The sequence below is a fragment of the Acidovorax sp. Root275 genome (assembly GCF_001428965.1).
Taxonomy (GTDB): domain Bacteria; phylum Pseudomonadota; class Gammaproteobacteria; order Burkholderiales; family Burkholderiaceae_C; genus Acidovorax; species Acidovorax radicis.
In genome coordinates, this window is sequence record NZ_LMJH01000001.1 from 710,632 (window position 1) to 735,190 (window position 24,559).

Below are 24,559 nucleotides of genomic sequence, written 5' to 3' on the forward strand. Positions count from 1 at the left end.
TGGCGCTCAGGTCCCGAGAATCAACTCGACGGCCGCCTTGAGGTCGGCATCGCCGATCTTGTCCGGCCCGTTGGGCGACATCGGAATCGGCCCGAACACGCCGGAGCCGCCCTTGCGCACCTTGTCAACCAGCTGCGCGGTCGCGTCCTTGCCTTTGTACTTGGCCGCAATGTCCTTGAATGATGGCCCAACGAGCTTCTTGTCCTTGGAATGGCAGGCCATGCAGCCGGCTTTGTTCATGGCTTCCTCCGGCGAGGCTGCGCTGGCCGCACCGGCGCAAAGTGCCAGGGCTGCAGCAATGGCCAGAGGCCCGGTCAGATGGTGTCTCATCGTTTGCTCCTGTTATGTGGATGAATTGCCTCGACGCTTGGCATCGCCCCCGGCATGCGCATCCGCGCGGCCTGGGGCCCGCAGCCGCCGGGGAACTGGCTTCGCCAAGCCCCTGGCGGCGTCCCCCTGGGGGGAAGGCACCGCAGGCGACTCAGGGAGGTCAATAAATGTCGTGCTGGGTGTTGTAGACGTTGAAGTGGCCCGTGGGCGTGATCAGGCGCGGGTCCTTGATCACGGCCTTGAGCTTGAGCGTCTTGTCGTCCACGATCACGAGCGCGCTTTCCTTGTTCTTGGCGCTCCACACCGCAAACCACACCTCATTGCCGGCCTTGTTGAACTCGGGCTGCACAACGCGTTTGGCGCCGTTATCCTTCAGGTCCGCCCACTCCGCGATCGGCAAGGTCACAAAGCCCTTGTCGAGGTTCTTGATGTCGTAGACCACGATGGACTGCGAGATCTTGGGATCAGGGTTCAGTGGTGCATCCGAGTACAGGTGCGTGCTCTTGGGGTGGCTCTTGATGAACAGCGCGCCGCCGCCCGGGCCGGTGAGCTTGGCCACTTCCTTGAAGGCGTATTGCTTGTGCTTCTTGGGGTCTGTGCCGATGAGCGAGATCGTTTCGTCGCCCAGATGGCCGGTGGCCCAGACGGGGCCGAACTTCGGATGCAGCAGGTTGGCGCCTCGGCCGGGGTGGGGAATCTTGCCCACGTCCGTGATGGCGGCCAGCTTGCCTTCCTTGGCATCGATGGCCGCGATCTTGTTGCTGTTGTTGGCCGCCACCATGAAGTAGCGTTTGCTTGAATCCCAGCCGCCATCGTGCAGGAAGGGCGCGGAGCCGATCTCGGTGACCTTGAGCGCGTCGATGTTGGAATAGTCCACCATCAGCGTCTTGCCGGTCTCCTTCACGTTGACCACGAACTCGGGCTTGAAGTGCGAGGCCACGATGGAGGCGACGCGTGGCTCAGGGTGGTATTCCTGCGTGCCCACCACCATGCCCCGGGTGCTCACGATCTTCTTGGGCTCCAGCGTGTCGCCGTCCATGATGGTGAACTGCGGCGGCCAGTAGCTGCCCGCGATGGCGAGCTTGTCCTCATAGCCCTTGAACTTGGAGGTATCCACCGAACGCGCCTCCAGGCCCACGCGCACTTCGGCGACGTTGTCGGGCTTTTCCATCCATAGGTCGATCATGTTGATCTTGCCATCGCGGCCGATCACGAACAGGTAGCGGCCCGAGGCCGACGTGCGCGAGATGTGCACGGCGTAGCCGGTCTTGACGATGTTGATGATCTGCTTGGTGTCGCCGTCGATCAGCGCCACTTCGCCGGTGTCGCGCAGCGTGGTCGAGAAGATGTTCTCGATGTTGTAGTTGTTGAGCTTTTTCTTCGGCCGGTCCTTGGGCTCGACGATGACCCTCCAGGTCTTTTTCATGTCGGCCATGCCGAACTCGGGTGGGGTTGGCGGCTCGTGCTGAATGTAGCGGGCCATCAGGTCCACTTCCTTCTCGTTCATCTCGCCGGAAGTCAGCCAGTTGGGCATGCCCGCTGGCGAGCCATACGAGATGAACACCTTGAGGTAGTCCGTGCCCTTGGCCGTGGTGAGGTCCGGGGTCAGTGGCTTGCCGGTGGCTCCCTTGCGCAGCACGCCGTGGCAGCCCGCGCAGCGCTCAAAGTAGGTCTGGCGGGCCTTCTCGAACTCTGCGGCCGTCATCGGCGGCGCCTTGGGGTTGGTGCTCTGGTGCATGGGCTCGTTCACCAGGGGGGAGCCGCCAGCCTGGTAATTCATTTCGGGTTGCGAGACTCCCTTGCCTGCCTGTGCCATCGCCGTGGCCGCAGCCATAGCGAGGGCTGCCAGGGCCAGGTGCTGGACGGTCTTGATTGCTTTCATCATCGGTCCTCTGCGTCATGGGCAGCGAATGGTTGGCGGGGGATGCGGCTGCTGCGCCCTCCGACCCGCACCACGGCTGCCCTACGTTGCTTGCGGGTGAGGCAATGGTCCTGCGGTCAGCGTGCGTTGTCCTTGAACTGGTTCAAGGACGCGGCATCCGGCCTGTTCCACCATGGCCGCACCCACAAAACACCAGCGAGCCGTACACATGAGCTTCATGGATGACCCCCAATGGCTGAAGAAACCCGCACGCGGCGGGGCAGAGAACAACAACCCAGTGCCTACAGGCCATGTGACGCTGGTGGGTGCGGGCCCGGGCGACCACGACCTGCTCACGGTGAAGGCCGCACGCGTGCTGCGCGCGGCGAGCCTGGTGCTGTACGACCACCTGGTGGGTGAGGACGTGCTGGCCCTGGTGCCCGCTGGCGCGGAGTGCATCTACGTGGGCAAAGAGTCGTCGCGCCACGCGCTGCCGCAGGAGGACATCATCGAACTGATGTGCCGCCTGGCGCGTAGCGGCCGGGCCCTGGTGCGCCTCAAGGGTGGCGACTGCTACATCTTTGGCCGCGGTGGCGAAGAAGCGCTGGGCCTGGCCCGCGCGGGAATTTCCTTCGATGTGGTGCCGGGCATTACGGCCGCGCAGGCCGCGGGAGCTTGCGCAGGCATCCCGCTCACGCACCGTGACCATGCGGGTACCCTGGTGCTGGCCACCGGGCACCTGCGCGGCGACAACGACACAGCACTAGACTGGCCCCTGCTGGCGCGCCCACGTCAGACCGTGGTGTTCTATATGGGGGTGGCCACGCTGCCCACCATCTGCGCGCAACTCGCCGCGCACGGTTTGCCGCCGACCACGCCCGCAGCCATCGTCGAGCGTGCGTCCCTGCCGGATCAACGCTGCCTCACCGGCACCCTTGCTTCGTTGCCAAGCCTTGCGGCCAGCCAGGGCGTAAAGGCACCTGCACTGATCATCGTGGGCGAGGTGGTAGCGCTGCAGCCTGCGCTGGTTCAGGGCCTGGCGCAGGCTTCAGCGCATCATTGAGCCAAGGCGCCGTGGTGAACGAGCATCGGTGCAACGCCTACTGAACAGGTTCTCAGGCGTCCAGCGCGGCGTCAGAGGCCACTGACTGCGGGCGCTGGCGTCGCCAGGCCTTTTCAATCTCCACGACCACCAGCACCACCAGCGCGGCGCCAATGCACAGCGCCAACTCGCCCAGGCTCAGCGGCTCGGTGCGGAAGATGGGGTTGAGCCAGGGCACATAGATAGTCGCCATCTGCAGCGCGAAGGTGAGCAGCACGGCACCCAGCAGCGGGCGGTTGCTGAGCAGGCCCAGGCGCCAGATGGGTTCGGATTCGGAGCGGATGGCGATGACATGCGCCATCTGCGCCAGCGTGAGCACTGTAAATACCATGGTCTGCCAGTGCGCGTGGCCGGTGTGCAGGGCCCAGGCCTGCACCGCCAGGCACAGTCCGCCAATGAGCAGGCCCACGCCCAGGATGTGCTGCCACATGCCGTGGGCAAACAGGCTCTCGCGCGGCGCACGGGGCGGGCGCTGCATGATGCCGCGCTCGGCCGGTTCGGCCGCGAGCGCAAGGCCCGGCAGGCCGTCGGTCACCAGGTTGACCCACAGGATGTGGATGGGCAGCAGCGGAATGGGCAGGAGCAGCAGCGGCGCGAGGAAGATGGTCCAGATCTCGCCCGAGTTGCCCGTCATCGCGTAGCGCACGAACTTGCGGATGTTGTCGTAGATGCGGCGGCCTTCGCGCACGGCGGCGACGATGGTGGCGAAGTTGTCGTCCAGCAGCACCAGGCTCGATGCCTCGCGCGCCACGTCGGTGCCGCCCTGGCCCATGGCCACGCCGATGTCGGCGCGCTTGAGCGCCGGGGCATCGTTCACGCCATCGCCCGTCATGGCCACGAAGTGGCCCTGGGCCTGCAGCGCTTCGACGATGCGGATCTTCTGCGCCGGGTCCACGCGGGCGTAGACCTGCACCTGCTCCACCCGGGCGCGCAGGGCGGCATCGTCCAGTGTGGCCAGGTCTGCGCCGGTGAGCACAGGGGCATCCGCACTGCGCACAATGCCCAGCCGGTGCGCGATGGCGCGCGCGGTGGCGGGGTGGTCGCCCGTGATCATGACCGGAGTGATGCCCGCGCTGATGCAGTCGCGCACTGCGGCCTGGGCCTCGGCGCGGGGTGGGTCGATGAGGGCGATCAGGCCCAGTAGCTCCAGCTGGTTTTCTACCGCGTCGATGTCGTTGGTGTCCGGCAGGCGGCCGTGGCTGCGGCGGGCGAGGGCCAGCACCCGCAGGCCCTGGGCGGCGAGTTGCTGGGCAGTGGCGAGGACCTTGGCGGTGTCGAGTGCGGCAGCGCCGTCGGGTGTCCAGTGGGCGGTGCAGCGGGGCAAGAGCGATTCCGGCGCGCCCTTGGTATAGGCCACAAAGCCATCGGCAGCGCGGTGGAAGGTCGTCATGCGCTTGCGGTCGGAGTCAAACGGCTGCTCCTGCACGCGCGGCCAGGTGGTGTCGAGCTGGGCCTTGTCCAGCCCGCCTGCGTGGGCGGCCAGCACCAGCGCGGTTTCGGTGGGGTCGCCCTGCCAGTGGGTGGCGGACTGGCCCTCTTCGTTCTGTGCCTGGAGCGTGGCGTCGTTGCACAGCGCGGCGGCGCGCAGGGCCTCCGCGTGCGTCGGGTCGGGCAGGGGGTCGCCGGGCACCCAGCGCACACCGTGGGCCAGCAGCAGCTCGGCATGCATGCGGTTTTGCGTCAGGGTCCCGGTCTTGTCCGAGCAGATGGTGGTGACTGAGCCCAGGGTTTCAACCGACGGCAGGCGCCGCACCAGCGCATGCACGGCCACCATGCGGCGCGCGCCCAGGGCCAGCAGCACGGTGACCACGGCAGGCAGCGCCTCGGGGATGGCGGCCACGGCCAGGCTGATGGCGGTGAGGGCCATGAGCAGCGGCGCCTCGCCGCGCAGCACACCCACCCCAAAGATCACGATGCAGATGCCCAGCACCGCCAGCGCCAGCCGCTTGCCGAACGCTGCGAGGCGCAACTGCAGCGGCGTGCTGCGGTCGCCTGTGTCGAGCAGCGTGGCCACCTTGCCCAGCTCGGTGTGCATGCCGGTGGCCACCACCAGGCCGCGTGCCCTGCCATGTGTGGCCGTGGTGCCCTTGAAGGCCATGTTGGTGCGGTCGCCCAGTGCGCCCACATCCTCGGCGGCCAGGGCCTCCGTCTGCTTGGCCACCGTGACGGATTCACCCGTGAGGGCCGATTCATCCACCTGCAACTGCGCAATCTCGATCAGCCGCAGGTCGGCCGGGATCTGGTTGCCCGCCTCCAGCAGCACGATGTCGCCGGGCACCAGTGCGGTGGCAGGCACCACCTGCACGGCTCCGTTGCGCAGCACGGTGGCATGGGCTGCTGCCAGCTGGCGCAGCGCCGCCATGGCCTGGTCGGCGCGCCAGGCCTGCACAAAGCCGATGACCGCGTTGAGCACCACGATGACGAGGATGACCAGCGTATCCGTGACCTCGCCCACCAGCCCCGAAATGACGGCGGCGCCCAGCAGCACCAGCACCATGAAGTCCTTGAACTGGTCGGCCAGCAGGTGCCACCAGGGACGGTTTTGTCCGGTTGCCAGCTCATTGGCGCCGTGCGTGGCGCTGCGGCGCTGGGCCTCGTCGGCATGCAGGCCCGCATCGGGGTTGACGCCATGTGCCTGGGCGACGGCCTCGGCGGTGTGCAGGTGAGGGGCTTGAGAAGGGGGCATGCGGCAATCTGGACAGAGGCCGCACGCCAGTGCGTCAGTGCGCGTTCTGCGGCCGGGCTTTGTAGAAGGTCAGGGGGATCTCATTGGCCTGGTTCAGCACCTGGCGCTTGATCTTGCCCACCACGTGCATTTCACAGGGCTTGCAGTCAAAGCGCAAGGTCAGCTTCTCCTTGCCATTGATCAACATCAAGGGTTCGGCCTTGATCGTGCCCTGTACACCGGTGACGCCCTTGGCCTGCTTGGGGCACAGGCTCATCGAGAAGCGCACGCAGTGCTTGGTGATCATGAGGCTGACTTCGCCTTCTTCCTCGTGCGCCTCGTAGGCTGCGTCGATCACCTTGACGCCGTGGCGCACATAGAAGTCGTGTGCCTTGTGGTTGAACACATTGCCCAGGAAGGAGAGCGTGTCCTCGGGGTAGGGCGCGGGCGGCTCGATGGGCGTGGCGCGCTGCAGGCGCTCGAAGTTGCGCGCGCGGTTTGCTTCCAGGTCGGCCAGCGCGTCGCGGCGCAGCGCGTTGAGCACCGATGCGGGCACGAACCAGGGCTGCGACAGCTGCAGCGCAATGTTGTGCACCGTAAAGATGGTGGCGCCGAAGCGGCCCAGTTGCTCGCGCAGGCTGGCTTCGGCCTTGGCGGCATCGGTAGCGCTCTGGTGGGCGTGCAACACGTCGGCGCAGCCCACGTTGCCGTCTTCGTCGGTCAGCATCAGGCTAAAGCCGGTGGGCGTTTCGCTCAGGTGCGCCCACAGGCCGATGCGGCGGTCGCTGGACTTTTTCTCCAGCGTGCGCACCCAGTCCATGTCGCGGTTGCGGTTGACCTCGGTGCCCTTGCGCAGGTCCTTGAAGCCTTCCATCGGGTCCTTGGGGTACACGCGCCACTGGCCCACGCTGCGCGCGGACACGGGCTCGGCCACGTTGATGGCCATGCCCACCAGATCCTTGTGCAGGTCGTAGTAGCACAGGCCGTCGCCGTTGTGAAGCACGGTGGCGGGGTCGCTCACCTCCAGCTCGACGAAGTCCGGGCCCACCTTGGTCACCCAGCCGATGGCCTGGCCCGGGTTCTTGGGACTGTCGAACGCGCCGATGTCTTCCTTGCGGCCGGTCACGAAGTAGTCGGTGAACTCGCGGTTGAAGTTCTGCAGCGGGTCGGGCGTGAACGTGAAGCTGGTGCGCCCGCTGGATGAGCGCGACAGCGGGCGGCCCCCGTTTTCGCGCTCTTCCAGAATCTCGTCGATCAGCGTGCGGTAGTGGGCCGTGATGTTCTTCACGTAGCCCATGTCCTTGTAGCGCCCTTCGATCTTGAAGCTGCGCACGCCCGCGTCGATGAGGGCGCGCAGGTTGTCGCTCTGGTTGTTGTCCTTCATGGAGAGCACGTGTTTGTCGTGCGCGATGAAGCGGCCTTGTGCGTCGGTCACCTGGTAGGGCAGGCGGCAGGCCTGGCTGCAGTCGCCCCGGTTGGCGCTGCGGCCGGTCTGCGCGTGGCTGATGTTGCACTGGCCGCTGTAGGCCACGCACAGCGCGCCGTGGATGAAGAACTCGATGTTGGCGCGGCCCGGCGCATCCACGGGCCCCAGTGCCTTGTGCACGGCGGCGATCTGCTGCACCGTCAGTTCGCGCGCCAGTACGATCTGCGACAGGCCCGCGTCCTGCAGAAAGCGCGCTTTTTCGGGCGTGCGGATGTCGGTCTGGGTGCTGGCGTGCAGCTGGATGGGCGGCAGGTCGATTTCGAGCAGGCCCATGTCCTGGATGATGAGGGCGTCGGCACCGGCTTCGTACACCTGCCAGGCCATCTGGCGCGCGGCCTCCAGCTCGTCGTCACGCAGGATGGTGTTGAGCGTGATGAAGATGCGGCTGTTGAAGCGGTGCGCGTGTTTCACCAGGCGTTCGATGTCCCGGATGTCGTTGCCCGCGCTGGCGCGTGCGCCGAAGGCGGGGCCGCCGATGTAGACGGCGTCGGCGCCGTGGTTGATGGCTTCGATGCCAATGTCGGCATCGCGCGCGGGGGAGAGCAGTTCGAGCTGGTGGGGCAGGAGGGACATGGGGCGTGATTATTTCAGTTTCACCATGCCGTGGGGCGCCCCTCGGGTATCGGGCGCTGCAGCTTTTGGTAACCATGTGGCGAGGCTTTGTGCTGCGTGGGTCTGGTACAACGGGCGCAGCGCGCCAGCCTCGGCGCCATGCCATGGCCTCTGTGAAACAGGTTTTGCTAGACCACCGGCGTCGTCGGCCACTCCGTCAAACCCAGTGAAAGGACTCTGATGAGCACCTCCCGCGTGAAGAAGCCCACCCAGCTCAGCCTGGCGATCAACGACCTTGACTTCTGTTACCTGCCACCCCGGCTCAGCTTGTCTCCCACACGGCACAACGATCTGGTCTGCACGGTGGACTGCTCGTGGTTCTTCTCGGAAGGTGCCAACCACATGGTGTTTGCGCTGGATTGCACAGGTGGGCAGGGCAGCTACAACCCCCACTGCGGGCCTATCTACCGCCACGGCCAGAACCTGTGGTCCGAGGCCCGGGGTTTCATCATTTTTGCAGATGGCACTGTGATGGCCGAACGATGGAACGGCACCGCCATGCCGGGGCTGGTGACAGTCACCAACACGGCGGGGGTGATCTTCAACCCGGCGGTGCACCCCGTCTTCACGCTCCGCATCCAGGCCGGCTACCGGGTAGGTGGGTTTGCCGACCGGATGTGCATCGCCATCCACCAGGGTATTGCTGCCGATGGTCCCATTCTGTTTGAAGGCGAGGTGACCGGGGCTGGGTGGGGCTGGGGCTGGACGGGGTCGCACAAGGTGGCCATTGCAGGTATTGGCCCGCATTTCGTGACCCCCAATGACACGGGCTGTGTGGAAGAACGTGTGCCCCGCGACGCGCCGAACGCCATCCTGCCGTTTGCCAACTTCAAGCTGCGGCTGATAAATGGCTGAGCGCGTGGCAGGGATTGCGGTGCTTGCCAAGCAGTAAATCCGGCGAATCAACCACGCCATTAGCCGTTTTAATGGCCTACCAAATTGCTAAGTCTGCATATCAATTTTCGGTGAATGGGGCCGATGCTGGCTAGGATGCGGGGCTTTGCGCCCCAAAATGGTGCGCAAACGTTCTGCCCCTACCTTTTGGAGACTCTCACCGTGTTTCGTGCTTTCACCCGCCAGCCTTTGCGTTCTTTCCCTGTGTCCTTCGTGCAGCTGGCTGCACTGGGTGTGTGTGCGGCCGCCGCTACCGCTGCTAACGCCCAGGACGTGCAGACTGTCAAGATCGCCCACGCCGGCCCCGTGTCGGGCGGTATTGCCCATATCGGCAAGGACACCGAAAACGGCGTGCGCTTGGCGATTGACGACCTCAATGCCCAGAACCTCGTAATCGGCGGCAAGAAGATCAAGTTTGAAATTGCGGCCGACGACGACGCCGGAGACCCGCGCCAGGCCACCGCCGTGGCCCAGAAGCTGTGCGACCAGAAGGTGGCGGGTGTGGTGGGTCACCTGCAGTCGGGCACGTCCATCCCGGCGTCCAGCATCTATGCCAAGTGCGACCTGCCGCACATCACCGCATCGGCCTCCAACCCCGACCTAACCAAGCCCGGCCACAAGACCACCTTCCGCCTGATCGCCAACGACAACGCGCTGGGTGCGGCGCTGGCACTGTTTGGTGCCGACCATCAGAAGCTCAAGAGTGTGGCCATCATTGATGACCGCACGGCCTATGGCCAGGGCGTGGCCTCGGTCTTCAAGGCCACGGCGCTGCAAAAGGGGCTCAAGGTGGTGGGCGAGGAGTTCACGAACGACAAGGCCACCGACTTCATGGCCATCCTCACGGCCATCAAGAACAAGAAGCCTGACGCGATCTTCTACGGCGGCCTGGATGCGCAAGCGGGCCCCATGCTGCGCCAGATGGAGCAGCTCGGCCTGGGCAACGTGAGGTTCTTTGGCGGCGACGCGCTGTGCACCGAGAAGCTGCCCGAGCTGTCGGGCAAGACCCCCGCGCTGAAGAATGTGACCTGTGCCACGGGTGGTGCTTCGGTCGACAAGATGCAGGGCGGCGCCGACTGGAAGAAGCGCTACGACGCCAAGTTCCCCGGCCAGTTCCAGATCTACAGCCCCTATGCCTACGACGCTGCCATGGTGCTGGCCGACGCCATGAAGCGCGCCAACTCGGTGGACCCCAAGGTATTTGCGCCCTTCATCGCCAAGACCGAATACAAGGGCGTGACGGCGAACATCGCGTTCACGGCCAAGGGTGAGCTGACCACGCCCGCCGTGACCTTGTACACCTTCAAGGACGGCAGCCGCGTGGCGCTGAACTGAAGCTGAAATCAGACCGGCAGCGTTCGCGCTGTGCGGGACGGCCGCTGCGTGCGGCCGTTTTTGCGTCTTGGATTTGCCTTTACAGTCAGGCGCGTAGCAAACGGGCAGGCCGTGCCCGGAAAAGGAGTGAAAACATGCGCGCAGTGTTTGGATTGGTCGGGTTGGTGGTGGCGCTGGCCGTGGTGGGCGTGGTGGTCAAAAAGCAGATGTCTGCGATGCGTACGCCCGTGCCCACACTGCAGACGACCGCCACGGGTGCGCCCGCGCCCACCACCAGTGCGGGTTCGGGCACGGTGCGCGACCAGAGCCAGCAGATCCAGCAGCAGGTCAAGCAACAAGTAGAAGGCCTGATGCAGCAGGCCCGGCCCATGCCAGACGAAGAAAAATGAGAAAAATTGACCGCCAGCGCTTATCTACCAAGCTCTGATAGCTATTATTTGAGTAGCAATGACCCTTGACCAAGATTCGCACTGGATGCGCCTGGCCCTGGCCGAGGCGCAAGACGCCGCAAGCGCCGGTGAGGTGCCCGTGGGCGCCATCGTGGTCAAGGATGGCCAGGTCATTGCGACGGGCCGCAACGCCCCCGTGGAAGGCCACGACCCCACGGCCCATGCCGAGATCGTGGCCCTGCGCGCGGCGGCGCAGCGGTTGGGTAACTACCGGCTCGACGGCTGCAGCCTCTACGTCACGCTGGAACCCTGTGCCATGTGCAGCGGCGCCATGCTGCATGCGCGGCTAGCAAGGGTGGTGTATGGCGCAGCAGACCCCAAGACGGGCGCGGCGGGGTCGGTGCTCAACCTGTTTGGCCACGCCGAGCTGAACCACCAGACCCAGGTGCAGGGCGGGGTGCTGGCGCAGGAGTGCGGCCACCTGCTCAGCGGCTTTTTCCGCCAGCGCCGCCATCAACAACGTACCGATGCCCTGGCCCGCCATCCGTTGCGCGACGATGCGCTGCGCACGCCCGATGCGGCGTTTGCCGGCTTGCCCGGCTACCCCTGGGCCGCCCACTACGTCAGCGACCTGCCCAGCCTGGCGGGCCTGCGTTTGCACACCCTGGACGAAGGCCCTGCCGATGCCCCCCGCACCTGGCTGTGCCTGCATGGCAACCCGGCCTGGAGCTACCTGTACCGGCACATGCTGCCCACCTTTCTGGCTGCGGGCGACCGCGTGGTGGCGCCCGACCTGATCGGCTTTGGCAAAAGCGACAAGCCCAAGAAGGAGGGCTTGCACCAATTCGGGTGGCACCGGCAGATCCTGCTGGAACTGATCGAGCGGCTGGACCTGCGCAATGTGGTACTGGTGGTGCAAGACTGGGGCGGCATCCTGGGGCTGACGCTGCCCATGGCCATGCCAGATCGTTTTGACGGCCTGCTGGTCATGAACACCCTGCTGGCCACGGGCGACGCGCCACTGCCAGCCGGGTTTGTCGACTGGCGTGCGATGTGCCGCGACAAGCCGCTGTATGGGGTAGGGCGCCTGCTGGCGCGTGGCAACCCGCATCTGACGCCCGAGGAGTGCGCGGCCTACGATGCGCCGTTCCCGGACAAAGGCTACCGCGCCGCGCTACGGGCCTTTCCCGAACGCGTGCCCGCCGCCGTCGATGACCCTGGCGCCGCCCTATCGCGCGCGGCCCGCGATTTCTGGCAGCACCACTGGCAGGGCCGCAGCCTGATGGTGGTGGGCGCACAAGACCCGGTGCTAGGCCCGGTGACCATGCGCGCGCTGCAGCAGTGCATCCACGGCTGCCCCGAGCCTGTCGTACTGCCCCGCGCCGGCCACTTTGTGCAGGAGCATGGCGAGGCGATCGCTGCGCAGGCTGTGGAATACTTCGCGCACTGACATCCGGCCTGGTGCTTGCGCATCCAGCGTCGGTCATCCCCCTGTTTACGGAGCAGGCCCCCGGTGGGCCTGAGCGCTTTGCACGACCACCATCACGACCATTCCCAGTGCGACCACGACCACGGTCCCAAACACATCTATATCTATTCGCCCTCCAGCGCCGTGCGCGACAAGGCGGCCTTCAAGCGCGGCATTGCCCGGCTCAAGGCCCTGGGCCACGAGGTGGAGGTGGATGGGGATGCGCTGGCCACCCACACCCGCTTTGCGGGCGACGACGCCACCCGCCTTGCCGCCATTCACCGTGCTGCGGCCAGCGGCGCCGATGTGGCGCTGATCTCGCGGGGAGGCTACGGCCTGTCGCGCATCCTGCCGGGCATCCGCTACAAGGTGGTGGCCAAGGCCATCGAAAAGGGCATGCACTTTGTGGGCGTGAGCGACTTCACCGCCTTTCAGCTGGCCGTGCTGGCCAAGACGGGTGCCACCACCTGGGCGGGGCCATCGCTGGGGGCCGATTTTGGGGTGGAGGGTGAGCCTGATGACATCATGGAGGCTTGCTTTGACGACCTGTTGACTGGCCACGGCGAAGGCACGGGCTGGCGCATGAACAAGGAGCAGCCCAACGCCGCCACGGGCAAGCCGGCCGTGCCCAATGTGTATGTGAAAAGCGCCACGCTCTGGGGCGGCAACCTGGCGGTGCTGGCATCGCTGGTGGGCACGCCGTACCTGCCGCAGATCAAGGGCGGCGTGCTGTTCATGGAAGACGTGCACGAGCACCCTTACCGCATCGAGCGCATGCTGACCCAGCTGCTGCATGCGGGCGTTCTGGCCCAGCAGAAAGCCATCGTGCTGGGGCAATTCACCAACTTCAAGCTGGCACCGCATGACAAGGGCTACAAGCTGCAGTCGGTGGTGGACTGGCTGCGTACCCAGATCAAGGCGCCGGTGCTGACCAACCTGCCGTTCGGGCATGTTGAAACGAAGGTGCTGTTGCCCGTGGGCGCCACGGTGTCGCTGTCGGTGGAAGAGCGCGATGCGCTGATCTACTGGGGGCACCAGCACTGACGCGGTGAGGCCTTCACCCACATGACACCGCCACGACGGCGGTTCGCCACGCGCGCGTGGTGCGCGTCAGGAGGGGGTGTGAGGGGCGGCCTGCGCCGGGCGCAGTGCGCGTGGGAGCTGGCCCTGGAACAGCTGGGTGACCTGATCGATCACGCCCCTGGCACCGTGCTCACCCTGCAGCGGCACCAGTGTGCTGAAAAGGTCGGTGCGCAGGTACCACAGCGCCTCGATGTCGCCGGCATAACGCAGCCGCATATTCATGCGCGCCACCTCGCAACCGGTCAGGCCGGCCAGGCTTTGCAGCATGGCCCGCCGAACATCCTCCAAACCCTGATCGCGCACCCATGCCGTGGACGACGGCTTGTCACGGCCCAGCAGGTCGTGAAGGTTGTTGCGAAGATTGGGCTTGTTCCAGCGCATGGAGGGAGGCAATGTGTTTTTTGTAACAGGGTCGGCCAAAGTAAGCGGGAGCGATGCGCAGCGCAAGGGGCGTGCTCCTGTTTTTGCATAAAGACAACAGGTCGCCTCTGTTTGTTGCGAAATTTTACGTGTTGGTGGGTTTTTCGAGAGCGTGGGCGGACCCGCCCGGGAGGGACGCTGACAGGCCCTTGGTCGGGTAGTGAGGGGGGCGCGCATCGCACCATTGAAGCCTCGCCGGGCGGTGGCAACGATTCTTGACGCTTTGAAGAGTGCGCAGCCAAGGCGCTTGCACTAAACTGATTCACATGATGTTACCAACGGGCCCGCGTTCATGAGTGTGTTGTCGACGATGGTCTTTGCGGACATTTCGGGCAGCACGGCCTTGTATGAAGCGCTGGGCAACGAGCGTGCCACCGAGGCGGTGACGCAGGTCACGCAGTGGATTGGCGAGACCGTCGAGGCACATGGCGGCCGGGTGGTCAAGAAGCTCGGGGACGGGGTGCTGGGCGTTTTTGGCGATGCCTCCAGCGCGGTGTCTGCCATGGCGGCCATGCTGCGCCAGCACAAGGCTCGGCAGGACCGCTGGCCCCAGCCCTTGCGCATGGACGTGCGCGTGGGCGTGGCCAGCGGCGAAGTGGTGGATGTGGACGGCGATTGTTATGGCGATGCGGTCAACGTCGCCTCCCGTTTGTGCGAACGGGCCGGGCCCGCCGAAATCTGGGCCACCGAAACCACCGTGCTGCTCGCTGGCACGGCGGCGGACGTCTGGTACCGCAAGCTCGGCATGATGGACATTCGTGGCAAGGCCGAACTGCTGATGCTCTACCACGTCGAATGGCGTGAGGACGAAGCGCCCGATTCCCTCACCATGCAGGCGGCACTGGTCAGCAGCTTTGCACCGGCAGACTCCATCCTGGGGCAGATCCAGTTCTCCTGGCATGGGGTGGACCGCACCTTCACCTCATCGGACGCACCGGTCATGGTGGGGCGGGCCCAGCACGCCCAACTGTGCATCAACGACCCGCGCGTATCGCGCCTGCATGCGCGCATCGACTGGCGCAACAGCGGGTTCGTACTGACCGACATGAGCAGCTTTGGAACCTGGGTGCGGTTCGAGGGCAGCGACTCGCCCGTGCGCCTGCGGCGCGATGCCTGCATCCTGCATGGCACAGGGCACATTGCGCTGGGCGTATCGTTCAACGAGCCCAGTGCGCCGGTCATGAGCTTCCATGTGGCGGGCGGCAGTGTGCACCTGAGCTGAAAAGCCCGGAGCCGGCCACTCCTTCTGCACAGCAGTGTGACCGCAGCACGGGCCCCAAGCCTCCATGGCCCCGTGTGCACAACATCAACAACAAGGCCAACGGCAGGAGACAAGAAACATGGCATGGATGAAGCGGACAGCCCTCGGGCTGGTGGCAGTGGCGCTGCTGGCGGGGGCGGGCGCGGCGGTGTATGTGCAGCGCAGCTTTGCGCAACTCGATGGTTCCCTGGCCGTTGTGGGGCTGGGTGGTCCGGTGCAGGTGCGGCGCGACGGTTCCGATGTGACCCACATCCAGGCGCAGACGCCGCAGGATGCCTGGTTTGCAATGGGCTACGTGCATGCGCAGGAGCGCACCTGGCAACTGGAATTCAACCGCCGGGTCATGCACGGCCAGCTTTCCGAGGTGTTTGGCCCCGCCACGGTCGAGACCGACAAGCTCATGCGCAGCCTGGACATCATGGGTGTGGCCCGGCGGCAATATGCCGGTCTGCCGCTGTATGCCCAAGAGGCCTTGCAGGCCTACAGCAAGGGCATCCATGCCTTCCACCAGAAACGGCCCCAGGCCCTGCCGCCGGAGTTTCTGGTGCTGGGCGCCCAGCCCGGTGGCGCCGCCGGAGCGGTGTGGGAGCCCGAGGACAGCGTGGGCTGGGCACTGATGATGGCGTTGGACCTGGGGGGCAATTGGGGTACCGAGTTCGCGCGCCTGTCGGTGGCACGCACGCTGGACACCGACCGGCTGTGGCAACTGATGCCACCCTATCCGGGGGAGCCGCCCGCTGCGTCTGCAGACCTGGCGGCGCTGTATCGCCAGCTGGGGGTTTATCGCGCACCTGCCGCCGGTGCTGCAGCGGCTGCTGTTGTGCCAGCCACCCCCGAAGGTCCGCTGTCCCGGCAGATCAGCGCCGGCATGCTGGCCTGGGCCGACGAGCTCACCCGCAACGCAGGCACCAATGAAGGCAAGGGCAGCAACAACTGGGTCATTGCCGGCACCCGCACCGTGAGCGGCAAGCCGCTGCTGGCCAACGACCCGCACCTGGGCCTGTCGGCCCCCGCCATCTGGTACTTTGCGAGCCTGCAGGCCCCTGCGGGCAAGGCGTCTGACGGTACGCCGATGGGCCCCATCGATGCTGTGGGCGCCACCTTGCCCGGCATGCCCTTTGTGGTACTGGGCCGCACCGACAAGGTCGCCTGGGGCTTTACCAACACCGGCCCTGATGTGCAGGATCTGTACCTGGAGCAGATCAACCCCGCCGATGCCACGCAATACCGCACGCCGGACGGCTGGGCCCCGTTCAACGTACGCAACGAAACCATCCGCGTCAAGGGCGAAGCCGACGTGCAGCTGCAGCTGCGCAGCACGCGCCATGGCCCCGTGCTGAGCGACGTGCAGAAGTCGCACGCCGAGGTGCTGGATTTGGGCAAATACGTGCTGGCGCTGCGCTGGAGCGCCCTGGACGACGACAACCAGACTGTGCTGGCAGGCTTCAAGACCAATCAGTCCAAGAGTGTGGATGAGCTCTTTGCGGGGCTGGCGCACTACCACTCGCCCATGCAGAGCGTGGTGGCTGCGGACGACCAGGGCAACATCCGCTTCAAGGCCGCAGGCCGTGTGCCGCTGCGCGATGCGGCCAACGACATCCGGGGCGTGGCGCCTTCGCCGGGCTGGGATGCGCGCTACGACTGGAAGGGCTGGGTACCGTACGACCAGACACCGCAGGACGACGGAAGCAAGGGATGGATCGCCACCGCCAACCAGCGCGTGACGGACCCCGATTACCCGCACTTCCTCACGCAGGACTGGGCCTTGCCCTACCGCTATGAGCGCATTGCGCACCTCATCGAAGCCACGCCGAAGCACGACGCCGCCAGCATGCAGGCCATCCACCGCGATGTGACCTCGCTCGCCACACGTCGCCTGCTGCCGCACCTTCAGCAAGCCCCGTCGTCCCACGCGCTGGCCGCCGCTGCACAAAAGCAGCTGCAAGGCTTTGACGGCCTGATGGACGCTGGCCAAGCCGCACCGCTGATCTTTGTGGCCTGGACGGACGAGCTGGCACGCGGCCTCATCATTCCGCGCATTGGCGAAGACCGGTTCACCGCCACGTATGGCAAGCGCGACTACCGCGCGGCCATCGAAGGCATCCTGGAGCGCAACGACACCTGGTGGTGCCAGCCCACAACGTGTGCCGAGCAATCGGCCGCCGCCCTGGGCCGTGCGCTCGACCGCCTGCAGACTGCCTATGGCGCGGACCCGGCCCAGTGGCGCTGGGGTGCGGCGCACCCAGCGCTCAGCGCGCACCGGCCCTTTGGCAACGTGCCGATGCTGGCGCCTTTCTTTGACGTCAGCGTGCCTTCACACGGCGATGCGTACACTGTGAATGTGGGCCAGTACAACGCGGGCGAAGCCTCTGGCCCGTACGTGAACCGCCACGCCGCTTCACTGCGCGCGGTGTACGACCTGGCCGATCTGGAGCAGTCACGCTTCATTTACCAAACCGGCCAGAGCGGCCTGGTGTTCTCGCCGCGCTACCGCGACATGAGCACCACCTGGGCCGAGACCGGCTATCGCGTGCTGCAGCGCCAACCTGCGCGCTGGGTGCACGCTCTGACGCTGACCCCAGCCACCGCCACCCCGGCGAAATGACGCGGTCTGCAAGGAAGCATCCATGGGTTTTGTACCGTTGATCGAAGTCAACCGCGGTGGCCTGCCCGAGTGCCAGCACTGGGGCGCCATGGCCGTGGTCAATCGCGAAGGCCGGTTGCTGGCCCAGGTGGGTGACCCCTATACCGTCACGTTCACGCGCTCCACCATCAAGGCATTCCAGGCGCTGCCCTTCGTGCAGTCTGGCGGCGCCATGGCACTGGGCTGGGGGCAGTGGGAACTGGCGCTGCTATGCGCCAGCCACAACGGCGAACCCATGCACGTGGCGCAGGTCGAGCGCATGCTGGCCAGCGTGGGCCAGGACTACCACGCGCTGCGCTGTGGCTGCCATCGGCCGCTGTTTGCGGAGCTGGGGCTGGGCGCGCTGCCCGAAGGCTTTGTGCCCGACGAGAGGCACAACAACTGCAGCGGCAAACATGCAGGCTTTGTGGCGTATTGCGTGCAACAGGGGCTGCCGCTCGACGATCACCTCGACCCGGCCCATCCGCTGCAGGTCGCCATCCGCGAACACGTTGCGCAAGCGGTGGGCTTGGCACCTGAACAACTGGCGATGGGCATCGACGGCTGCTCGGCGCCCAACTACGCCATGCCGCTGGCAAGCCTGGCCCGCGGTTATGCGCGCCTAGCGGGCGGCGCGCCGGACACAGACCTGGACGAGAGCCTTACTGCGCTCGCCGATGCCATGGTCGCGCGGCCTGAGCTGGGCTCGGGCACTGGCCGGCACGACCTCGACTTCATGCAGGTGGGGCAGGGCGACTGGGTGTCCAAGACCGGCGCCGATGGCGTGCAGGTGGTGGGCAGCCGCAGCCGGGGCGAGGCCTTTGCGCTCAAGGTCATGGACGGCAGCATGGTGGCGCAGGTGGCCGCTGCCGTGGAGGTGATGGACCAGCTCGGCTGGCTTGACGCCGGGCAGCGCGAGGCGCTGGCGCCGCGCCGGTCGGGCCGCATCGCCAATGCCCGGGGCCTGGAGGTGGGTGGGCGCAGGGCGGTGTTCCGGCTGCAGCCCGCCTGAATCTGGCAGCCTGCCACCGCACCACGGCAGGCTGAATTCGGGAAAATCAAGTAAAAAATGCCTCTGGCGCTTTAAGGGTAAGCGCTGGCAGCTATAAAAATAGTAGCGAACGGCTCCGTGTCGGGCAACACGTAGATCACGCCGCGCGCCTGGCCGAACAAAGGTGCGATGAACTGGTTGTAGAACGCCTCGGGTGCGTTCACGCAGCCGTAGCTGATGCGCTTGTCCTGCGCGCCTTTGCTGGCCAAGCGCTGCTGGCGACGCTCGGCCGCATTGACGCTGCGCACCCGGTGCAGCGATACGGCTGCTTCGTAATCGATCCAGATGATGTCATCGCCTTTCAGATTGCGCCCAGGCTCGGTGACGAACCGGCCGGCGGGTGTGGTGCGTTCTTCGGGGCGGATCTGTGACAGGGGCCGCTGCCCAATGTCGGGCGCAGACCGGTCGCCCAGTGCTGCGCCCAGCAGCACTGGCGCGCTGCCCAGCCATTGCCCGCGGGCCGAGAACACATGGATGCGGGCAGCGGGCTTGTCGATCACGGCAAAAGGCAGGCCCTGGTGGTCGCCCGTTTCGGTGGCCCAGCGTACGAGCTGGCGGGCCGTGGCCGAGGCGTCCTTGGGCAATTCCGCAGCGGCCGCAGGCAAGGTCCCCTGCACACCCGCAGCCGCCATGGCGATCAGGGCAAAACGGCGGTTCATGGTCAAAAGTGGCATGTCATTCATTCAAGCGCCGTACCAGGCCCCCACCTGCCGAAACTGGCGCGCCCCAGGCCAGTGCACCCGTGGATCTGGCTTTGCCAGTCCACCGGGTGCGTCCCCCTCAGGGGGAAGGCGCCGCAGGCGACTCAGGGGGAATTTCAATTTTCGCCCAATAATGCCTGCACCCGCGACTTTTGCGAAGCCTTGCGCTTCGGCCTCCCATGTTTGACCGACTCCGCAGAGCATTCAGCACATCCGGCAATTCGGGGGCGGCCCCTGGCCGGCCCGTGACCAACCGGGACGTGGCCCGCTGGGCTGCGAACCAGCAGCTGGCCATCGTGACCCACGCCACCGAGGGGCATTTCGACCTGGGGGGCGACATCCATGGCCACCCGTGGCGGCTGGAGTGTGCGGCCCCCACCCGCGACTATGTGCAGGGTCTGGAGCTGCGCGGGCGTGCCGATGTGGGGGCCGACCCCGATGCCGCAGTGATGGTGATCAATCGTCCTTTGCAGGAAATTCTTGAAGGTACGGCCTACACCGCCATCACCGACACGCTGCAGACCGCCGTGAGCAGCAGCCTGCCCGAGGAAATGCGCTGGCTTTCCATGTACGAGGAAATGGCCTGGCCGGGCCTGCCAGCGTCCTTCCGCGAGCATTTCACGGTGGTGGCAGAGCGCATTGAGCTGGCCCAGCGCTGGATCCATGCGCCCGTGGTTTCGCAGCTGCTCAATGCCGTGGAGGGCGAAGGGGGTACCGAACGGGCGCGGTCGCCTCTGGTGTTGATGCTGGCGCGTGGCAAGGTTTACCTGCGCATGGAGCACACGCAGCGCAGCCTGGCCGAGATTGCGCATGCCAAGCAGTTGCTGCTGGTGGCAGGGCAGGCCGCCTTGCAGAACCTGCCGCCCATGTCGGTGGCAGGGCCGGACGATGTGCCGAACATTCCCCGGTAGCGTTGCAGCCAGCGCTTGCCCCAGAGAAAACGCACAACGGGGCCTGGGGCCCCGTTGTGCGTGCTGCAGTATGTTCCCGCAGGTTATGAAACTGGCACGCCCAAGGCCAGTGCACCCGTGGAACTGGCTTGGCCAGGCCACCGGGTGCGTCCTCCTCCCGCGCGTAGTGCGAGAGAGCAGGAGGGGAAGGGTCCAAAGGGCCTCAGGGGGAGCCTGAGGTCACCCACCGCGCGTCACGGGCACGCTTGCATCGCGGCCATAGGTGCCGTACTTGCCCAGCTCCCACTTGGCGATCGCGTTGCGGTGCACCTCGTCCGGGCCGTCTGCAAAGCGCAGCGTGCGTGCACCAGCGTAGGCATAGGCGAGCGGGAAGTCGTCGCTCATGCCGCCGCCGCCGTGCACCTGCATGGCCCAGTCGATCACCTGGCAGGCCATGCTCGGGGCCACGACCTTGATCATCGCAATCTCTGTCTTGGCGACCTTGTTGCCAGCCACATCCATCAGCCAAGCGGCCTTGAGCGTGAGCAGGCGCGCCATGTCGATCTTGCAGCGGGCCTCGGCAATGCGCTCCTGCGTCACGGTCTGCTGGGCCACGGTTTTGCCAAAGGCGGTGCGCGAGGATGCGCGCTTGCACATCAGCTCCAGCGCGCGTTCTGCCAGGCCGATCAGGCGCATGCAGTGGTGGATGCGCCCGGGGCCAAGGCGCCCTTGCGCGATTTCGAAGCCGCGGCCTTCGCCCAGCAGAATGTTGGAGACGGGCACGCGCACGTTCTCGAAGGTCATCTCGACATGGCCGTGGGGGGCGTCGTCATAACCAAACACGTTCAGCGGGCGGATGATGGTGATGCCCTTGGCGTCGGCGGGCACCAACACCATGCTTTGCTGCGAGTGGCGGGGTGCGTCGGGGTCGGTCTTGCCCATGGTGATGAACACGGCGCAGCGCGGGTCGGCCGCGCCGGAGATCCACCACTTGCGGCCGTTGATCACGTACTCGTCGCCATCGCGCTCGATGCGCGTCTCGATGTTGGTGGCATCGCTCGACGCCACGTCGGGTTCGGTCATGGCGAATGCGGAGCGGATCTTGCCTTCGAGCAGCGGCTTGAGCCAGCGGGCCTTGTTGGCATCGTCGCCGTAGCGCGCGATGGTCTCCATGTTGCCGGTGTCGGGCGCCGAGCAGTTGAATACCTCACTGGCCCATGGCACGCGGCCCATGATCTCGGCCAGGGGCGCGTATTCCTGGTTGGTCAGGCCCGCACCGTCGTAGCCCGACGCTGCGGCGCTGTCCACCGGCAGGAACAGGTTCCACAAGCCCGCAGCCTGGGCCTTGGGCTTGAGGTTTTCAATGGTGTCCAGGGCTGTCCAGCGCTTGCCAGCCGCCGTGTGGGCTGCCAGTTCGGCCTTGTAGTCAGCCTCGGCCGGGTAGATGTGGTCGTCCATGAACTGGAGCAGCTTGGCCTGCAGTTCCTTGGTCTTGGGGGAGTAATCAAAGTCCATGGGGGTCTCCGTCTAAAAATCAGTGGGTCGGGGCGCCGCGCGGTACCGGTTCAGCCGCGCTGCGCAAACGACCAGGCAAGCTGGGCCATGGGCCGTGCGGTGTCGCCCGATGCCTTGGCCTGGGCGCTGGATGCCGTGCCAGCCTCCACCCGCTTGGCAATGCCTTGCAGGATGGCCGCGATGCGGAACATGTTGTAGGCCAGGTAGAAGTTCCAGTCGGCGCGCAACGCCTCGGGTGTGGTGATGCCCGTGCGCTCGCAGTAGCGGCGGATGTAGCTGTCTTCGTCGGGGATACCGAGGGCGGCAAGGTCCTGTCCCGCAATGCCACGGCCCATGGCGGCCGGGATGTGCCAGCTCATGCAGTGGTAGCTGAAGTCCGCCAGCGGATGGCCCAGGGTGGACAGTTCCCAGTCGAGCACAGCGATCACGCGGGGCTCGGTGGGGTGGAACATGAGGTTGTCGAGCCGGTAGTCGCCATGCACGATGGAGACGTGGCCCTCGTCGCGCGCGCTGGCGGGCATGTTGGCGGGCAACCATTCCATGAGGCGGTCCATCTCTTCGATGGGCTGCGTGATCGAGGCCACGTATTGCTTGCTCCAGCGGCCGATCTGGCGGTCAAAGTAGTTGCCGGGTTTGCCATAGCTGGCCAGGCCCCGGTCTGCAAACTTCACGGTGTGCAGCGCGGCAATCACGCGGTTCATCTCGTTGTAGATGTCACCGCGTTCAGCTGGCGTCATGCCGGGCAGGGACTGGTCCCACAGCACGCGGCCCTGCATGCACTCCATCACGTAGAAGGCGCGGCCGATCACCGACTCGTCTTCGCACAGGACAAACATGCGGGGCACGGGCACGTCGGTGCCATACAGGCCGCTCATCACCGCGAACTCGCGCTCGATGGCGTGGGCCGATGGCAGCAGCTTGGCCACGGGGCCGGGCTTGGCCCGCATCACATAGCTTGCGCCGGGGGTGATGAGCTTGTAGGTGGGGTTGGACTGCCCACCTTTGAACATTTCCACGGTCAGAGGACCTGCAAAGCCTTCCATGTTCCGCGCAAGCCATGCGGTCAACGCTTCGATGTCAAAGGCGTGCTGATCCGAAACAGGACGGGTGCCGACGAAATGGTCAAAGTTGCTCATGGAGGAATGGGGTGGGTTCGGTCAGTCAGTTGTCGGTTTCAGCAATGCGCATCAGGGCTTCGCGGTCACGCACCACCAGGCCGCCCGGCTCGATGCGGATGGCGTCCTCGCGCTCCATGGCCTTGAGTTCCTGGTTCACGCGTTGGCGCGATGCGCCCAGCAGTTGCGCCAGTTCTTCCTGCGCCAGTTGCAGTCCGATGCGCATCTCGCTGCCGTCCGACAAGCTGGGCACGCCGTAGCTGCGCACCAAGTGCACCAATTGCTTGGCCAAGCGCGAGCGCAAGGGCAGGGTGTTGAGGTCTTCCACCAGCCCGAACAGCTGGCGAATGCGCCGTGCATGCAGTCGCAGCATGGCTTCGTACAGCTCGGTGTGCACCGCCAGGATCTTGCGGAAATCGGCCTTGGCCACACACAGGATCGTGGTGTCGCCATGCGCGTAGGCATCGTGCGTGCGCCGGTCCCCGTCGAAGATCGCCACGTCGCCGAACCAGATGCCCGGCTCCACGTACGTCAGCGTGATCTGCTTGCCCGAGATGGAGGTCGAGCTCACCCGCACCGCACCACGCGCGCACGCAATCCACTCTTCGGGCGGATCTCCGCGTGCGGCGATGAGGCCGCCGTCCTTGAAGCGTTTGACGTATGCACATCGGAGGATGTCGTGGCGTAGAGAAGGTGAAAGAGATGAAAACCAGCGACCTGAGTTGATCGCTTCACGTTCTTCGATAGTAAGAATCGGGTCGTCCATGGCCTGTCTTTTGGGTGACTAGAAACAGACCCATTGTCGCGTCAGGGACCTTCGTGCTGCGTCAGGGTTGTCACCTGCGTGTCTGCCCTGTTGGCCCCAAAGAAAACCCCCGGGCGCTGGGGGCAGCGGACCGGGGGTGAGGGTGTTTGGCGGTGGGTGCTCTCTCTGGGCACCCCGGTGCAGTGCTACTCGTAGCGGGGCACGCGTTTTTCGAGGAAGGCCGATATGCCTGCGCCGCCGTTCGCATGGTGCAGGTTATTCACGAAGTGGTCGCGCTCATGGGCCAGGTGGTGTGTGAGCTGGGCATGGGGTGCCTCGTTCAGCAGCTCCTTGATGCTCGCGAGGGCATTGGGCGCGCGCGCATTGAGCTGCTCGGCCAGCGCCAGGGCTGTCTCCAGTGCGCTGCCGGTTTCCGCAATGCGGTTGACCACACCGAGAGCGTGCAGGCGTTCTGCGCCGATGCGGTCACCACACATTAGGATCTCCGTCGCCACCTGGCGGGGCAGGGCTTGCGACAGGCTCCAGCTGGCGCCACCATCGGGTGACAGGGCCACGTTGCTGTAGGCCATCACAAACACGGCGTTGCGCGCCGCCACGATCAAATCGCAGGCCAGCGCCAGCGAAAAGCCCGCGCCGGCCGCCGCCCCTTCCACAGCCGCAATCACGGGCTTGGGGTAGGTGCGGATGGTCTCGATCCAGTTGTGCAGGCCTTCGATGCTCTGTGCCTGCACCTCCGGGGCTTCCTGGCGGTTAGCCAGCAGACGCTGCAGATTGCCGCCCGAGCAGAACATGCCATCGGCGCCCGTGATGACCACGCTGCGGATGTCGGGACTGCTTTCGGCCACACCCAGCGCCTCCACGCCCGCTGCGTACATCACAGGGTCGATGGCGTTGCGCCGCTCGGGGTTGCGAAGGGTCAGGATCAGGGTCTGGCCCTGGCTGGTGCTCTGGAGTTCTGCGGGCATGGTGGCCTTGGGTAAGGTGGCTGTTCT

The 24,559-nt window shown here is 65.9% G+C and carries 20 protein-coding genes; 10 read left to right on the plus strand and 10 right to left on the minus strand.

All coding sequences use genetic code 11. From position 1 onward, the window contains the following. Positions 1-6: 6 nt before the first annotated feature. Both ASE52_RS03300 and ASE52_RS03305 read right to left on the minus strand, forming a co-directional pair. Positions 7-330 carry a c-type cytochrome gene (locus ASE52_RS03300; protein ID WP_057223778.1) on the minus strand — a complete coding sequence of 108 codons (324 nt, stop codon included), beginning with the start codon at positions 328-330 and terminating at the stop codon, positions 7-9. A gap of 160 nt (positions 331-490) precedes the next feature. Beyond that, positions 491-2,212, minus strand: a complete 1,722-nt coding sequence (locus tag ASE52_RS03305; protein WP_057225152.1) for a nitrite reductase — start codon at positions 2,210-2,212, stop codon at positions 491-493. Between the two features lie 208 nt (positions 2,213-2,420). On the opposite strand from ASE52_RS03305, the gene cobA reads away from it, so the two are divergent. Continuing rightward, positions 2,421-3,254 (plus strand): uroporphyrinogen-III C-methyltransferase, encoded by an 834-nt coding sequence (gene cobA, locus ASE52_RS03310; protein WP_057223780.1) that lies wholly within the window; start codon positions 2,421-2,423, stop codon positions 3,252-3,254. Positions 3,255-3,306: 52 nt separating this feature from the next. Here cobA and ASE52_RS03315 read toward each other — a convergent pair whose 3' ends face one another. Next, positions 3,307-5,979, minus strand: coding sequence for a cation-translocating P-type ATPase (locus tag ASE52_RS03315; protein ID WP_057223781.1), 2,673 nt, complete (start codon positions 5,977-5,979; stop codon positions 3,307-3,309). Between the two features lie 34 nt (positions 5,980-6,013). Then, the gene (locus ASE52_RS03320; protein ID WP_057223784.1) at positions 6,014-8,017 is read right to left on the minus strand and encodes a U32 family peptidase; all 2,004 of its coding nucleotides are present in this window, start codon (positions 8,015-8,017) and stop codon (positions 6,014-6,016) included. A 219-nt stretch (positions 8,018-8,236) separates the two neighbouring features. Between ASE52_RS03320 and ASE52_RS03325 the strand changes: the two genes are divergently transcribed. From ASE52_RS03325 to ASE52_RS03345, 5 genes are all read left to right on the plus strand, one after another. Beyond that, positions 8,237-8,911, plus strand: a complete 675-nt coding sequence (locus ASE52_RS03325) for a hypothetical protein (RefSeq protein WP_010461202.1) — start codon at positions 8,237-8,239, stop codon at positions 8,909-8,911. Positions 8,912-9,154: 243 nt separating this feature from the next. Continuing rightward, positions 9,155-10,285 (plus strand): branched-chain amino acid ABC transporter substrate-binding protein, encoded by a 1,131-nt coding sequence (locus ASE52_RS03330; protein ID WP_057225154.1) that lies wholly within the window; start codon positions 9,155-9,157, stop codon positions 10,283-10,285. A gap of 134 nt (positions 10,286-10,419) precedes the next feature. Then, positions 10,420-10,674 (plus strand): hypothetical protein, encoded by a 255-nt coding sequence (locus tag ASE52_RS03335; protein WP_010461206.1) that lies wholly within the window; start codon positions 10,420-10,422, stop codon positions 10,672-10,674. A 58-nt stretch (positions 10,675-10,732) separates the two neighbouring features. After that, positions 10,733-12,124: a tRNA adenosine(34) deaminase TadA gene (tadA, locus tag ASE52_RS03340; protein ID WP_057223787.1), complete on the plus strand. Its 1,392-nt coding sequence runs from the start codon at positions 10,733-10,735 to the stop codon at positions 12,122-12,124. Between the two features lie 78 nt (positions 12,125-12,202). Next, positions 12,203-13,186, plus strand: coding sequence for an LD-carboxypeptidase (locus tag ASE52_RS03345; protein ID WP_057225157.1), 984 nt, complete (start codon positions 12,203-12,205; stop codon positions 13,184-13,186). Positions 13,187-13,252: 66 nt separating this feature from the next. On the opposite strand, the gene ASE52_RS03350 is transcribed toward ASE52_RS03345, so the two are convergent. Continuing rightward, a complete protein-coding gene (locus ASE52_RS03350) occupies positions 13,253-13,606 on the minus strand; it encodes a hypothetical protein (RefSeq protein WP_010461212.1) in 354 nt (117 codons plus the stop codon). Positions 13,607-13,937: 331 nt separating this feature from the next. Between ASE52_RS03350 and ASE52_RS03355 the strand changes: the two genes are divergently transcribed. The 3 genes from ASE52_RS03355 to ASE52_RS03365 all read left to right on the plus strand — a co-directional run bounded on the left by ASE52_RS03355 (position 13,938) and on the right by ASE52_RS03365 (position 18,541). After that, positions 13,938-14,867, plus strand: coding sequence for an adenylate/guanylate cyclase domain-containing protein (locus ASE52_RS03355; RefSeq protein WP_029413749.1), 930 nt, complete (start codon positions 13,938-13,940; stop codon positions 14,865-14,867). Positions 14,868-14,985: 118 nt separating this feature from the next. Continuing rightward, positions 14,986-17,511 (plus strand): penicillin acylase family protein, encoded by a 2,526-nt coding sequence (locus tag ASE52_RS03360; protein ID WP_057223789.1) that lies wholly within the window; start codon positions 14,986-14,988, stop codon positions 17,509-17,511. 22 nt (positions 17,512-17,533) lie between these two features. Further along, positions 17,534-18,541 (plus strand): asparaginase, encoded by a 1,008-nt coding sequence (locus ASE52_RS03365; RefSeq protein ID WP_057223791.1) that lies wholly within the window; start codon positions 17,534-17,536, stop codon positions 18,539-18,541. A gap of 71 nt (positions 18,542-18,612) precedes the next feature. Here the strand turns inward: ASE52_RS03365 and ASE52_RS03370 are convergent, their stop codons facing one another. Then, positions 18,613-19,239, minus strand: coding sequence for a hypothetical protein (locus ASE52_RS03370; RefSeq protein ID WP_057225159.1), 627 nt, complete (start codon positions 19,237-19,239; stop codon positions 18,613-18,615). A gap of 221 nt (positions 19,240-19,460) precedes the next feature. On the opposite strand from ASE52_RS03370, the gene ASE52_RS03375 reads away from it, so the two are divergent. Further along, positions 19,461-20,192, plus strand: a complete 732-nt coding sequence (locus ASE52_RS03375) for a hypothetical protein (protein WP_057223793.1) — start codon at positions 19,461-19,463, stop codon at positions 20,190-20,192. A gap of 219 nt (positions 20,193-20,411) precedes the next feature. Here ASE52_RS03375 and ASE52_RS03380 read toward each other — a convergent pair whose 3' ends face one another. From ASE52_RS03380 to ASE52_RS03395, 4 genes are all read right to left on the minus strand, one after another. Next, entirely contained in the window at positions 20,412-21,686 is a 1,275-nt protein-coding gene (locus ASE52_RS03380; protein WP_010461224.1) for an acyl-CoA dehydrogenase family protein, read from the minus strand. A 50-nt stretch (positions 21,687-21,736) separates the two neighbouring features. Next, the gene (locus tag ASE52_RS03385; RefSeq protein WP_010461225.1) at positions 21,737-22,822 is read right to left on the minus strand and encodes a phosphotransferase; all 1,086 of its coding nucleotides are present in this window, start codon (positions 22,820-22,822) and stop codon (positions 21,737-21,739) included. A 25-nt stretch (positions 22,823-22,847) separates the two neighbouring features. Further along, a complete protein-coding gene (locus ASE52_RS03390) occupies positions 22,848-23,567 on the minus strand; it encodes a Crp/Fnr family transcriptional regulator (RefSeq protein ID WP_010461226.1) in 720 nt (239 codons plus the stop codon). A gap of 185 nt (positions 23,568-23,752) precedes the next feature. Continuing rightward, the gene (locus ASE52_RS03395; RefSeq protein ID WP_057223795.1) at positions 23,753-24,532 is read right to left on the minus strand and encodes an enoyl-CoA hydratase; all 780 of its coding nucleotides are present in this window, start codon (positions 24,530-24,532) and stop codon (positions 23,753-23,755) included. Positions 24,533-24,559: the final 27 nt, after the last annotated feature.

What these genes read in the sequence shown, in the direction of transcription:
- ASE52_RS03370 (WP_057225159.1), bottom strand. Translation starts at nt 19,239, where the DNA reads ATGAACCGCCGTTTTGCCCTGATCGCCATGGCGGCTGCGGGTGTGCAG.
- ASE52_RS03305 (WP_057225152.1), bottom strand. Translation starts at nt 2,212, where the DNA reads ATGAAAGCAATCAAGACCGTCCAGCACCTGGCCCTGGCAGCCCTCGCT.
- ASE52_RS03350 (WP_010461212.1), bottom strand. Translation starts at nt 13,606, where the DNA reads ATGCGCTGGAACAAGCCCAATCTTCGCAACAACCTTCACGACCTGCTG.
- ASE52_RS03360 (WP_057223789.1), top strand. Translation starts at nt 14,986, where the DNA reads ATGGCATGGATGAAGCGGACAGCCCTCGGGCTGGTGGCAGTGGCGCTG.
- ASE52_RS03365 (WP_057223791.1), top strand. Translation starts at nt 17,534, where the DNA reads ATGGGTTTTGTACCGTTGATCGAAGTCAACCGCGGTGGCCTGCCCGAG.
- cobA (WP_057223780.1), top strand. Translation starts at nt 2,421, where the DNA reads ATGAGCTTCATGGATGACCCCCAATGGCTGAAGAAACCCGCACGCGGC.
- ASE52_RS03315 (WP_057223781.1), bottom strand. Translation starts at nt 5,979, where the DNA reads ATGCCCCCTTCTCAAGCCCCTCACCTGCACACCGCCGAGGCCGTCGCC.
- ASE52_RS03300 (WP_057223778.1), bottom strand. Translation starts at nt 330, where the DNA reads ATGAGACACCATCTGACCGGGCCTCTGGCCATTGCTGCAGCCCTGGCA.
- ASE52_RS03335 (WP_010461206.1), top strand. Translation starts at nt 10,420, where the DNA reads ATGCGCGCAGTGTTTGGATTGGTCGGGTTGGTGGTGGCGCTGGCCGTG.
- ASE52_RS03385 (WP_010461225.1), bottom strand. Translation starts at nt 22,822, where the DNA reads ATGAGCAACTTTGACCATTTCGTCGGCACCCGTCCTGTTTCGGATCAG.
- ASE52_RS03375 (WP_057223793.1), top strand. Translation starts at nt 19,461, where the DNA reads ATGTTTGACCGACTCCGCAGAGCATTCAGCACATCCGGCAATTCGGGG.
- ASE52_RS03320 (WP_057223784.1), bottom strand. Translation starts at nt 8,017, where the DNA reads ATGTCCCTCCTGCCCCACCAGCTCGAACTGCTCTCCCCCGCGCGCGAT.
- ASE52_RS03355 (WP_029413749.1), top strand. Translation starts at nt 13,938, where the DNA reads ATGAGTGTGTTGTCGACGATGGTCTTTGCGGACATTTCGGGCAGCACG.
- ASE52_RS03380 (WP_010461224.1), bottom strand. Translation starts at nt 21,686, where the DNA reads ATGGACTTTGATTACTCCCCCAAGACCAAGGAACTGCAGGCCAAGCTG.
- ASE52_RS03325 (WP_010461202.1), top strand. Translation starts at nt 8,237, where the DNA reads ATGAGCACCTCCCGCGTGAAGAAGCCCACCCAGCTCAGCCTGGCGATC.
- ASE52_RS03390 (WP_010461226.1), bottom strand. Translation starts at nt 23,567, where the DNA reads ATGGACGACCCGATTCTTACTATCGAAGAACGTGAAGCGATCAACTCA.
- tadA (WP_057223787.1), top strand. Translation starts at nt 10,733, where the DNA reads ATGACCCTTGACCAAGATTCGCACTGGATGCGCCTGGCCCTGGCCGAG.
- ASE52_RS03395 (WP_057223795.1), bottom strand. Translation starts at nt 24,532, where the DNA reads ATGCCCGCAGAACTCCAGAGCACCAGCCAGGGCCAGACCCTGATCCTG.